The 12245-nt window shown below is 74.7% G+C and carries 10 protein-coding genes; all 10 read right to left on the minus strand.

The features are described from left to right. The coding region (locus HGCM_RS18355) for a UDP-N-acetylglucosamine--N-acetylmuramyl-(pentapeptide) pyrophosphoryl-undecaprenol N-acetylglucosamine transferase (protein WP_147573266.1) at positions 1 to 1079 on the minus strand (1079 nt) is incomplete at its 3' end. Then, positions 1072 to 2316: a putative lipid II flippase FtsW gene (gene ftsW / locus HGCM_RS13850; protein WP_019137429.1), complete on the minus strand. Its 1245-nt coding sequence runs from the start codon at positions 2314 to 2316 to the stop codon at positions 1072 to 1074. The genes ftsW and HGCM_RS18355, both read right to left, overlap by 8 nt. A gap of 58 nt (positions 2317 to 2374) precedes the next feature. Continuing rightward, a complete protein-coding gene (gene murD / locus HGCM_RS13855) occupies positions 2375 to 3766 on the minus strand; it encodes a UDP-N-acetylmuramoyl-L-alanine--D-glutamate ligase (RefSeq protein ID WP_147573268.1) in 1392 nt (463 codons plus the stop codon). Between the two features lie 62 nt (positions 3767 to 3828). Next, on the minus strand, positions 3829 to 4911 hold the full coding sequence (gene mraY, locus HGCM_RS13860; RefSeq protein WP_019137431.1) for a phospho-N-acetylmuramoyl-pentapeptide-transferase: 1083 nt from the start codon (positions 4909 to 4911) through the stop codon (positions 3829 to 3831). Continuing rightward, the gene (locus HGCM_RS13865) at positions 4908 to 6350 is read right to left on the minus strand and encodes a UDP-N-acetylmuramoyl-tripeptide--D-alanyl-D-alanine ligase (RefSeq protein ID WP_019137432.1); all 1443 of its coding nucleotides are present in this window, start codon (positions 6348 to 6350) and stop codon (positions 4908 to 4910) included. The genes mraY and HGCM_RS13865 overlap by 4 nt, the downstream gene beginning before the upstream one ends. Then, positions 6347 to 7918, minus strand: coding sequence for a UDP-N-acetylmuramoyl-L-alanyl-D-glutamate--2,6-diaminopimelate ligase (locus HGCM_RS13870; RefSeq protein ID WP_019137433.1), 1572 nt, complete (start codon positions 7916 to 7918; stop codon positions 6347 to 6349). The genes HGCM_RS13865 and HGCM_RS13870 overlap by 4 nt, the downstream gene beginning before the upstream one ends. 41 nt (positions 7919 to 7959) lie before the next feature. Then, entirely contained in the window at positions 7960 to 9699 is a 1740-nt protein-coding gene (locus HGCM_RS13875; protein ID WP_246119462.1) for a peptidoglycan D,D-transpeptidase FtsI family protein, read from the minus strand. A 125-nt stretch (positions 9700 to 9824) separates the two neighbouring features. Beyond that, complete coding sequence (gene ftsL, locus HGCM_RS13880; protein ID WP_019137435.1) at positions 9825 to 10229, minus strand: cell division protein FtsL; 405 nt, start codon at positions 10227 to 10229, stop codon at positions 9825 to 9827. Next, complete coding sequence (gene rsmH / locus HGCM_RS13885; protein WP_019137436.1) at positions 10226 to 11224, minus strand: 16S rRNA (cytosine(1402)-N(4))-methyltransferase RsmH; 999 nt, start codon at positions 11222 to 11224, stop codon at positions 10226 to 10228. The genes ftsL and rsmH overlap by 4 nt, the downstream gene beginning before the upstream one ends. Positions 11225 to 11457: 233 nt before the next feature. Next, positions 11458 to 11931, minus strand: coding sequence for a division/cell wall cluster transcriptional repressor MraZ (mraZ, locus tag HGCM_RS13890; protein ID WP_019137437.1), 474 nt, complete (start codon positions 11929 to 11931; stop codon positions 11458 to 11460). Positions 11932 to 12245 lie beyond the last annotated feature (314 nt).

Raw genomic sequence — 12245 nt, forward strand, 5'->3', positions numbered from 1 at the left:
CGGCCACCCCGACACCCGCCGCCGCCGCGCCCATCCGGCGCCGGGTCTCCGCGGCGTCGGGGGCCCTCCAGCAGCACCCGGACGTGCGTGCGCAGCCAGTCGGCGTCGAGCGACGCGTCGTCGACCAGCAGGCCGCCGCCGGCGGCGACGACCGGCCCGGCGTTGAGGCGCTGCTCGCCGTTGCCGATCGGCAGCGGCACGTAGACCGCGGGCAGCCCGAGCGCGGCGAGCTCGCACACCGTCCCGGCCCCCGCGCGGCCGATCACGAGGTCGGCCAGGGCGAGCGCGTGCTCCATCTCGGTGAGGTACTCCCGCACCTGGTAGCGCTCGGCGCCGGGGACCCCGGCGACCGCCTCCCGCACCGCGTCGGCCTTGCCGCGGCCGGCCAGGTGCAGCACCTGGGCGCCCGTGGCGAGCAGGTCCGCCGCGGCGGCGGCCACCGCCGTGTTGATCCGCAGCGCGCCGAGTGAGCCGCCGGTGACGAGCAGCGTCACGCGCTCCGCGTCGAGCCCGAGCTCGCGCGCGGCGAGCGCGCGGCGGCCCGCGGCGTCCGTCCGGCGCTCCTCGACGAGCCGGGCGACCGGCGCCCGCAGGGGCAGCCCCGTGACGACCGCCCCCGGCAGGCGCGTGCCTGGGAAGGTGACGGCCACCGCGTGCGCCCAGCGCGCCCCGAGCCGGTTGGCGAGGCCGGGGCGGGCGTTCTGCTCGTGGATCACCACGGGCACCCCGCGGCGGCGCGCCGCGAGGTAGGCGGGCGTCGAGACGTAGCCGCCGAAGCCGACGACGACGTCCACCCCCTCGTCGATCGCCGCCTCCGCCGCCGCGACCGCGTCGCGGAGCCGGCCGGGCAGGCGCAGGAGGTCGACGGAGGGGCGCCGGGGCAGCGGCACGCGCGGCAGGACGCGCAGGTCCAGGCCGTGCGCCGGCACGAGGTCCGCCTCGAGCCCCTCCGCCGTGCCCAGCACCGTGAGCCGGGCGTGCGGGTGCCGGCGGCGGACCTCGTCCGCGACGGCGAGCAGCGGGTTGACGTGGCCCGCCGTGCCGCCGCCGGCCAGCAGGACGTGCAGCGGCTCAGCCACGGGCCCGCCCGATGACGGCGAGCGAGCGGCGCAGCACCGAGGGCCGCGCGGCGAGCGCCTCGGCCGCCCCCGGCTCGGAGCGCGCGAAGGCCACGACGACGCCGAGCGCCGCCAGCGTCATGATGAGCGCCGACCCTCCGGCGGAGACGAGCGGCAGCGGGACGCCGGTGACGGGCGCGAGGCCGATGACGACGGCGATGTTGATGAGCGCCTGCCCCACGATCCAGAACAGGATCGCGCCGGTGGCGATCTGCACGAACGGGTCGGGGTGGCGGCGGATCACGCGGATCATCGCGAACGCCAGCAGCCCGAACAGCGCCAGCACCAGCACCGTGCCCACCAAGCCCAGCTCCTCACCGAGGATCGCGTAGATGAAGTCGTTGTGCGCCGCGGGCAGGTAGGACCACTTCTCGCGGCTCTGCCCGAGGCCGAGGCCGCCCCACCCGCCGGACGCGAGCCCCCACCCGCCGTGCAGGGTCTGGTAGCAGTCGTCCTGGGGGTTGCAGCTGGAGGAGTCGAGCCACACGGCGATGCGCGCCATGCGGTTCGTCGAGCTCTGCGCGAGGGCCACCGCGGCGGCCGCCGCGAGCACCGCCGCGATCCCGAACAGCCGCAGCGGGACCCCGGCGACGAACAGCGCGCCGGTCACGAGCAGCATGAGGACCAGGCTCGTCCCGAGGTCGTGGCCGTACAGGACGGCGGCGATCGCGAGCCCCGCGACGGGCACCGCCGGGATGAGGGCGTGCTGCCAGCGGTGCAGCAGGCGCTGCTTGCGCGCCAGCACCGCCGCGAGCCACAGCGCGAGCGCCAGCTTGATCGCCTCCGAGGGCTGCGCGGTGACGCCCCCCGGCAGGCAGATCCAGTTCATGTTGCCGCCCGCCGCGGCGCAGCCCAGCCCCAGGAACACGAGCGACTGCGCGACCACCGCCCCGAGCAGCGCGGGCCAGGCGAGCGACTTGTACAGCCGCACCGGCAGGCGCGAGAGCAGGAACGCGATCGGCAGGCCGACGAGCGCGAACTTCGCCTGGTCGAGGAACACCGCGTACGGCGAGTTGCCCTTGTCGAGCGACTCCACGCTCGAGGACGAGAGCACCATGACGAGCCCGACGACGAGCAGGAGGGTGGTCGCTCCGACGAGCACGTAGTAGCTCGTCACGGCGCTGTTCCACTGGCCGAGGGCGGAGCCGCGCCGCGGCTCGTCGGCCGCGGTGAGCTCCCCGGGGGTCGTCGCGGTCACGGTCGTCCCCCTTCTGCTCGCTCCTCGTCCGCCCGCGCCCCTGCCCGCGCGGGCGCCGTCACGCCGTCGCGCCCAGCGCGCGCGCCGCCGCGGCGAACTCCTCGCCGCGCTGCGCGTAGGACCGGAACTGGTCCCACGACGCGCACGCGGGGGCGAGGAGCACCGTGACGGGGCCGCCCTGCTGCTCGAGCGACGCCCGCGCGACGCGGTACGCCTCGGCGACGGCACGGGTCATCACCGTGCCAGTCTCACCGGGCTCGACCTCGGAGACGGGGATCTCGGGTGCGTGTCGGGCGAGCGCGTCGCGCATCGGCTCCTGGTCGACGCCGACGAGGACGACCGCGCGCACCCGGTCGCGCCGGGCCTGCACCAGCTCGTCGAACCGCTGCCCCTTGGCGTCGCCCCCCGCGACCCACACGACGCTGCGCTCGGGGAAGCCGCCGAGGGCCGCCGCGGCCGCGTGCGCGTTGGTGGCCTTCGAGTCGTCGACGAACGCGACGCCCTCGAGCGAGCCGACGACGGCGATGCGGTGCGCCGCCGGGGTGAACGCGCGCAGCCCGTCGCGCACGTCGACCGGCTCGACGCCGTGGGCGAGCGCCAGCGCCGCCGCGGCGAGCGCGTTCTCGACGACGTGCCGGGGCACGCTCCCGTCGGGCCCTGCCGTCGCGGCGAGGTCCGCGAGCGTCGCGAGCTCGGCGGCGTGGGTGTGCCGCAGGCGCGCGAAGCCGCGGTCGACGAGCACGTCCTCGACCAGGCCGACCTGGCCGACGAGCGGGGTGCCGGCGGTGAAGCCCACGGCGACGCAGCCGTCGACCACGTCGGCGTCCCGGACGAGCTGCTCGGTCACCGGGTCCGCGCTGTTGTACACGCACGCGACCTGGGCCCGCTCGAACACGCGCCCCTTCGCCGCGACGTACGCCTCGTAGGAGCCGTGCCAGTCGAGGTGGTCGGGCGCGATGTTGAGCACCGCGGCCGCCTGCGCGGACATCGAGCGGGTGAAGTGCAGCTGCGGCGAGCCGAGCTCGACCGCGAACACGTCCCACTGCGGGTCGGTCGCCATCAGGGTGATCGGCACGCCGACGTTCCCGACCGCCGCGGAGCGGCGGCCGGCCGCCTGCAGGATCGCGTCGAGCATCCCCGTCGTCGTCGTCTTGCCGTTGGTGCCGGTGATCGCCAGCCAGGGCGCCGGGCCGTCGCCGGACGCGCGCGGCACGCGCAGGCGCCAGGCGAGCTCGACCTCGCTCCACACGGGCACGCCACGCTCGCCCGCCGCCACCAGCAGGGGGTGGTGGGGCGGCAGCCCGGGCGAGGCGACGACGAGGTCCGTGCGCGCGAGCGCGTCGCCCGCGAGCAGCTCGTCGGTCGCCATGACCTCGTCGGAGCGGTCGTCGACCGGCACGACGCGCGCCCCCCGTGCGGCCAGCACCTGCTCGGCGGCGCGCCCCGACATCCCGTACCCGGCGACGACGACGCGCGCGCCGTCCAGGTCCTCCTGCGGCCCGGCACCCACGGTCAGCCCGCCACCCACTCGGCGTAGAAGATGCCGACGCCGAGGGCGACGAACAGGCCGGCGATGATCCAGAAGCGGATCACGATGGTGACCTCGCCCCAGCCGCCGAGCTCGAAGTGGTGGTGCAGCGGCGCCATCTTGAACACGCGCCGGCCGGTCAGCTTGAAGAACCCGATCTGGATGACGCTCGAGGCGACCTCCAGCACGAACAGCCCGCCGATGATGACGGCGAGGATCTCGGTCCGGGTGAGGATCGACAGCCCGGCGAGCGCGCCGCCCAGGGCCAGGGAGCCCGTGTCGCCCATGAAGATCTTGGCCGGGCTCGCGTTCCACCACAGGAACCCGAAGCAGGCCCCCGTGATCGCCGCCGCGACGACCGCGAGGTCGAGCGGGTCACGCGTCTCGTAGCAGCTCGGCCCGGCCGACGCGAGGATCTGGCACGACTGGTTGAACTGCCACACGGCCACGACGACGTACGAACCGAAGACGATGAGCGACGTCCCCGTCGCCAGCCCGTCGAGCCCGTCCGTGAGGTTCACCGCGTTCGACCACGCGGTGATGAGGAAGTTGGCCCAGACGACGAACAGGATCAGCCCGATCGTGGCCCCGGCGAACGCCAGGTCGATGTTCGTGTCCCGGATGAACGAGATCCGGGTCGAGGCCGGCGTGCGGAACAGGTCGTTCGGGAACTGCAGCGCCGCGACGGCGAACGTGATGCCGACCAGCCCCTGGCCCACGATCTTCGCGGTCGGCGTCAGGCCCAGGCTGCGCTGACGGGAGATCTTGATGTAGTCGTCGAGGAACCCGACGAGGCCGAGCCCCACGAACAGGAACATGACGAGCAGGCTGGAGACGGACGGCCGGGTCCCCGTGACGAGCAGCGCCCCGAGCCAGCCCACGACGCTCGCCCCGATGATGACGACGCCGCCCATCGTCGGCGTCCCGCGCTTGGTGTAGTGCGCCGTCGGGCCGTCCTGGCGGATGAACTGCCCGTACTGCTTGCGCACCAGCAGGCGGATGAACAGCGGGGTGCCGAACAGGGCCAGGACGACGGCGATGCCGCCGGAGATGAGGACCGCTCTCACCCGGTCACCTCCGCCGCGCCGGTGAGCCGGTCGCCGAGGCGCCACAGCCCCGACCCGAACGACGACTTCACCAGGACGACGTCGCCGGGACGGACCTCCTGCTCCAGGAACGCGGCCGCCGCGTCGACGTCGTCGGCGAGCACGACCTCGTCGCCCCAGCTGCCCTCGTGGTTGGCGCCGTCGCGGATCGCCCGCGCGCCCTCCCCCACGACGACGGTGAGCCCGATGTTGAGCCGGACGACGAGGCGGCCGATCGCGTCGTGCGCCTCGCGCGAGCCCGGGCCGAGCTCGAGCATCTCGCCGAGGACCGCGATCGAGCGCCGGTCGCGGCCCGCCAGCACGGCCAGCGCCTTGAGCGCCGCGCGCATGGAGTCCGGGTTCGCGTTGTAGGAGTCGTCGACGACGGTCACGCCGTCCGGGCGGTCGACGACGTGCATGCGGTGCGGCGACAGCGCGTCGGCCGCCGACAGGCCCGCGGCCACGTCGGCCAAGTCCAGCCCGAGCGCGAGGCAGGTCGTCGCGGCGGCGAGGGCGTTGTGCACGTGGTGCTCGCCGACGAGGCGCAGCTGCACGGGGGCCGTCCGGCCCTGCGCGGCCAGCACGAAGGACGCGCGCCCGGCGCGGTCGAGCGTGACGTCGAGCGCCCGGACGGTCGCCGACGGGCTCGTGCCGAACGTCAGCACCTCGCCCGGTGCGAGGTCCGCCATCGCGAGGACGCGCTGGTCGTCGGCGTTGAGGACGGCGACCCCGTCCGGCAGCAGGCCCTGCACGATCTCCGACTTGGCACGCGCGACGGCCTCGATCCCGCCGAAGCCGCCCAGGTGCGCGTGCCCGACCGCGAGCACGACCGAGACGTCGGGCGGCGCGATCGAGGTCAGGTAGTCGAGGTGGCCGGGACCGCTCGCGCCCATCTCCAGCACGAGGTACTCGGTCTGCTCGTCGGCGCGCAGGACGGTCAGCGGCATGCCGACCTCGTTGTTGAACGAGCGCACCGGCGCGACCGTCGGCCCGGCGGCGGCGCACAGCTGCGCGAGCAGGTCCTTCGTCGTCGTCTTGCCCACCGAGCCCGTCACGCCCACGACCCGCAGCGGCGTGCCGCCCGGCTCGACCGCCGCCTCGCGCAGGCGCGCGAGCACGTCGCGCGCGAGGTCGCCGAGCGCGCGCTGGACGTCGTCGACGACGACGGCGGGCAGCTCGGTGCCGTCGGCCGCGTGCACGGGACGAGCCGCGAGCACGAGCGCGGCGCCGCCCTCGACCGCGGTGGCCGCGTAGTCGTGCCCGTCGACGTGCTCGCCGGGCAGCGCGACGAACAGCCCGCCCCGCTCCACGGCACGGGAGTCCGTGACCACCGCGCCGTGCACGAGCACCGGCTCGTCGCCCTGCGCGCGCAGCGCACCGCCCGTCGCGGCCGCGATCTCGGCCGCCGTCAGCGCGATCACGCGCTCAGCCCGCTCAGACGCTCGTCACGCACGGCCCGCAGGACGTCACGGTCGTTGTAGGGGTGGAACACGCCGGCGATCTCCTGGTGCGGCTCGTGGCCCTTGCCGGTGACGAGGACCGTGTCGGCCTCCTCCGCCATGGCGAGGGCGTCGCGGATGGCCTGCGTGCGCGTGGTGGCCTCGACCACGTCCTGCATCGAGGGCCGGCTGCGGCGCACACCGGACAGGATCTGCCCCCGGATGTCGGCCGGCACCTCGGAGCGCGGGTTCTCGTCCGTGACGATGACGACGTCCGCGAGCCGGCCCGCGATCTCGCCGAGCACGGGTCGCTTGGTGGCCTCACGCTCGCCGTCGGAGCCGAAGACGAGGAACAGGCGCCCGGGGGTCATCGGACGGACCGCCTCGATGGCCAGCACCATGGCGTCGGGCGTGTGCGCGAAGTCGACGAGGCACAGCGGCATGCCGTCGCCGCGCTCGACGACGCGCTCCATCCGGCCCGGCACGTCCCCCGCCTGCGCCACGGCGCCGATCGCCGCGTCCAGCGGCACCCCGGCGGCGTGCGCGAGGACGATCGCCAGCGCGGCGTTCGAGACGTTGAACTGCCCCGGCAGCGGGGCGGTCGCCCCGTGCCGCACGCCGTCCGGCGCGCGGAGCACGAAGGCCGAGCCGGCACCCGAGGGCACGATCGACTCGACGACCCAGTCGGCCGTCGCCGAGGCGTCGGAGCCGACGTACGTCGACACCGTCTCCACCGGGATCGCGGACTCGACGGCCAGCCGCCGCCCCCACTCGTCGTCGACCAGGACGACGCCCCGGCGCGCCTGCTCGGGCTGGAAGAGCCGCTTCTTGTCGCGGAAGTAGCCCTCCATGTCCCCGTGGAAGTCGAGGTGCTCCTTCTGGAGGTTCGTGAAGCCCGCGACGTCGAACACCGTCCCGCGCACGCGCCCGAGCACGAGCGCGTGCGACGAGACCTCCATGGCGACCGAGCCGGCGCCGAGCTCCAGCGCGCGGGCGAGCACCGCCTGCAGGGCCGGCGCCTCGATCGTCGTGCGCTTGGCCGGCAGCGACTCGGTGCCGATCCGCGCCTCGACGGTGCCGAGCAGCACGGTCGTGGGGTGGACGGCGCGCAGCGCTGCGTCGGTGAAGTACGTCGTCGTCGTCTTGCCGTTGGTGCCGGTGACGCCGACCGTGACGAGCCGCTCGGCCGGGTGCCCGTGCACCTGGGCGGCGAGCGGGCCGACCACGGCGCGGGGGTCCGGCGCGACGAGCACGGGGACGCGCGCGGACACGCCCTCGTCGGCGAGCAGGGCGGCCCCGTCGGGGTCGGTGAGCACGGCGGTCGCGCCGGAGTCGACGGCGGTGGCGGCGAACCGGGCGCCGTGGGCCTTCGCACCGGCGAGCGCGGCGAACAGGTCGCCCGGCTCGATGTCGGCGCTGGTCAGGCTCACGCCGGTGACCTCGACCCCGTCGGGCGAGGCTCCGGTGAGGTCCAGCGCGAGCTGGTCAGCGAGGTCGGCGACCCGGTGGGCCGCCGGACGCGTCGGGCGCATCCGGGCAGGCGAGGTCATGGGTGAGAATCTACCCCGGTCCGCCCCGCGCCCCCGCCCGGTCACCACGTCGTCGGGTAGAGCTTGGTGGCCTTGCCCGACGGCGCGACGCCGAGCTCGCCGAGCGTGAAGCCCGCGACGTCGCTGAACACGGGGGCGGCCACGACGCCACCGAAGATCGACGACTCGGGGTTGTGCAGGATCACCGCGACCACGATCTCCGGGTCCTCGGCCGGCACGGCCCCGATGAACGACGCCGTGATGCCCTTGTGGCCGTTGACCCAGTTCTCCGCGGTGCCCGTCTTGCCGGCGACCTGGTACCCGGGGATGGCCGCCTTGCTGCCGGTCCCGTCGTCGACGACCGAGTTGAGCATCTTGAGCACCGTGTCCGCGGTCTTCTCCGACACGACCCGCGTCGTCGCCGGCTTCTCGGCGGGGTGGTAGGTGCCGTCCGGCGACGTCCACCCCGCGATGATGTGCGGCTGGACGCGCACGCCGCCGTTGGCCACCGTCGCGAAGACCTGCGCCGCCTGGATCGCGGTCACCGAGACCGACTGCCCGTAGAGCACGGCCCACTTCGAGCGGCCGTCCCACTCCTGGTAGGGGTTCAGCAGACCCGCCGACTCGGCCGGCAGCTCGATGCCCGTCTCCTGCCCGAAGCCGAACCGCTTGAGCCACTGGTGGCGCTGCTTGACCGTCAGCTGCTCGCCGATGTCGATCGTGCCCACGTTCGACGACCGGGCGAGCACGCCCGTCGCCGTCAGGCGCTCCACCGGGTGGGGCTCCGCGTCGTGGAACGTCTGGTTGTTGTCCGTCGTGATCGTGTCGGGCACCCGGAAGCGCGTCGTCGGGGTGACGAGCCCCTCCTCGAGCGCCGCGCTCATCGTGATGACCTTGCCGGTCGAGCCCGGTTCGAAGACGTCGGACACCGAGCTGGTCAGCGAGCCCGTCGAGGTGCCGGGGTCGTTCGGGTCCACGGTGCCGGAGTCCGCGAGAGCGAGCAGCTCGCCGGTCTTGACCTTCCACACCACGACCGAGCCGGAGTCGGCGCCCGTCTTGTCGAGCGCCTCCTCCAGGTCGGACTGGGCGCGCCACTGCACGTCCGACAGGAGCGTGAGCCGCACGCTGTCCCCGTCCCGCGCGGCCGTGCCCTGCTGGTAGCCGCCGGGGATCGGCTGCGCCTTGGCGCCGCCCTCGTAGACCTCCTCGCCCGGCTTGCCGGCCAGGCGGTCGTCGAGCGTGGCCTCGAGCCCCGCGAGCCCGAGGCCAGCCGAGTTGACGAAGCCCACGACGTTGCCCGCGAGGTTGCCGTTCGGGTACACCCGCTCGGCGACCTTGTCGACGTTGATGCCGTCGAGGCCCAGCGCCCGCACCTCGCGCGCGACCGACGGCTCGACGCCCTTCTTGAGGTACTTGAAGCTGCGGGTGCCGACGAGCAGACCGCCGAGCTCCTTGACGTCCATGTCGAGCACCGGGGCGAGCACCTGCGCCGCGCCCAGCACGCCGTCGGGCCGCTCGCCACGGCCCCGGTACAGGTCGATCCGCTGCTGGTTGACCGAGATGTCGTAGCGCTCGACGGACGAGGCCAGGGCGACGCCGTTCGCGTCGGTGATCGAGCCGCGCGTGCCGAGCAGGCTCACCGACTTCAGCCGCGCGTCCCGCGCCTGCGCCGCGATCGCGCTGCCGTGCAGCCCCTGCACGTACACGAGGCGCCCGGCGAACACGGCCAGGACGACCACCAGCGCGACCGTGACGAACCGCATCCGCGCCCGGGAGCCCGAGCGGGGCGCGGGAGGCGGCACGGTCACGACCCGGCGCGCCGCCGACGTCCGTGCGGGGGGCGCCGCGTTACCGCGGCCGTCCGCCCGTCCGGCGACCGGACCGCCGCGGGTGGGCCGCGCCGCCGGGTCGGTCCGGACGGGAGGCGTCATCCCTTGGTCCCCAGCACCGTGCCGTCCGACAGGCGCACCCAGCCGACGTTCGCCGCGGGCACCAGGCCGAGGGCCTTGGCGGCCTCGGCGAGCTGGTCGGGCGAGGCCTTCGCGTCGAGCTCTGCCATGAGGTCCTTCTGGTCCTGCTGGAGGCGGCCGAGCTCGTTCGAGAGGTCGAACTTCTCGTACGCCGCGGACGCCATCTGGGTGTTGAGGAGCAGCGCCGACAGTAGCGCCGCGCCGAGCACCGCCATGCACGCCACGACGAAGGGCACGCGAGTTCGTGCCTGCTGCGGCGCGCGCACGACGCGCAGCCGCGGCGCGTCGTCCCGGCGGGGGCGCGGCGCCGGCGCCGGCGTCGTCGGGGCGGCAGGGGCTCGGTAGGCGGTGGCGGCGCTCATGCGGCCCTCCTGGTGGTGCGCAGGTGATCGGGGGTGGGTCGCACGCGCTCGGCGGCGCGCAGCCGGACGGACTGGGACCTCGGGTTGCGGGCGAGCTCGGCCTCGTCGGCCTCCTCCGCGCCGTGGGTGACGAGCCGCAGGTACGGCTGGTGCGTGTCGGGCAGGACGGGCAGGTCGACCGGAGCGCTCGGCGTGGCGCCGCGGACGAACGCGCGCTTGACGATGCGGTCCTCGAGCGACTGGTACGCCTCGACGACGATCCGGCCGCCGACGGCCAGCGCCTCGATGGACTCGGGCACCGCCCGCTCGAGCACCTCCAGCTCGGCGTTCACCTCGATGCGCAGCGCCTGGAACGTGCGCTTCGCCGGGTGCCCGCCCGTGCGGCGGGCCGCAGCGGGGATGCTCGCGCGGACGATGTCCACGAGCTCGGCAGTCCGCGTGAGCGGGGCGCGCGTGCGCGCCGCCACGACGTTGCGCGCGATGCGCGGGGCGAAGCGCTCCTCGCCGTACTGCCGCAGGATGCGCACGAGCTCGCGCTCCTCGTAGGTGTTGAGGACCTCCGCGGCGGTCAGGCCGCGGGTCGCGTCCATGCGCATGTCGAGCGGCGCGTCCTGCGCGTAGGCGAAGCCGCGCTCGGCCTCGTCGAGCTGCAGCGACGAGACGCCCAGGTCCATGAGGACGCCCTGCACGTGCGGGTGGCCGAGGCGGTCCAGGACGTCGCGGATCTCGTCGTAGACCGCGTGCACGCCGGTGAACCGCTCGCCGAACGGCGCGAGGCGGCGGCCCGCGAGCTCCAGCGCCTGCGTGTCCCGGTCGAGGCCGACGACCCGGACGTGCGGGAACGCCCGCAGGACGCCCTCCGTGTGGCCGCCCATGCCGAGCGTCGAGTCCACCATCACCGCGTCGGGCGCCTGCAGCGCGGGCGCCAGGAGCTCCAGGACGCGCTCCAGCAGGACGGGCGCGTGCCGCCGCGCGGCGTCGTCCTGCTGGTCCATGCGTCGCTCCCAGGCTGGTGGTCGGGCGGCCCCTCCGCCGTCCGACCAGATCCCCCACCGGCCCTCTGGCACCGGGGAAGTGCGCCAGGAAGGACGGGAGGAGATCTCGCCGGGCGGGAGATCGTGGCCTCGTGCTGCTGTCGTGCTCGTCGTGCTCGTCGGGTCGTGCGGGTGGTGCGGGTCGTGCGGTGCAGGTGGGGAGCTGCGAGGGGCCGGCGGGGAGCCGACAGGGTCTAGAAGGGACCGTTCGGGAAGACCTCCTCGGTGGTGTCCGCGTAGCCGGACTCCTGCTCCTCCAGGTAGGACTCCCAGGCCTGGAGGTCCCAGATCTCCACCCGGGTCCCGGCCCCGATGACCGCGACGTCGCGGTCGAGGCCCGCGTACCGGCGCAGCATCGGGGGGATCGAGATCCGGCCCTGCTTGTCGGGCAGCTCGTCGCTGGCCCCGGACAGGAAGACGCGCAGGTAGTCGCGCGCCTGCTTGCTCGTGACGGGCGCCTGGCGCAGCTGGTCGTGCATGCGCCGGAACTCGTCGATCGGGAGCAGGAAGAGGCACCGCTCCTGCCCTCGGGTCATCACCAGCCCGGGTGCGAGCTGGCCACGGAACTTCGCGGGCAGGATCAGCCGCCCCTTGTCGTCGAGCCGCGGGGTGTAGGTCCCGAGGAACGGCACGGCCGAGCCGAAGAGCGCGGCCGACGTCTCGTTCACCGCGCCTCCTTCCCCACCGGGCCGTGGTGCGGCTCCCCTCCTCACCACGTGCCTCCACGGTACTCCACTTCCCTCCACCGCGCGCCTCCGAAGGGGCGTTTTCACCCGGAAGAACGGCATGAACGTGCAGGTCAGAGGCGGTGGAGGAAGGTGGAGGGAATGTCCGGGCCGGCGTTCGATCGGCGTGTCAGCCGGGCCGCGTCGCAGTCGCGCGCTCGGACAGATCGGCACACACGGGGCGTAACCGGACACGCGTCGGGTGCCGGTGGGGACCTCGGCGCGACACGGGGTGGAGGGAAGTGGGGGGGACGCGG

The sequence above is a fragment of the Cellulomonas massiliensis JC225 genome, from assembly GCF_000312005.1.
Lineage (GTDB): Bacteria > Actinomycetota > Actinomycetes > Actinomycetales > Cellulomonadaceae > Cellulomonas > Cellulomonas massiliensis.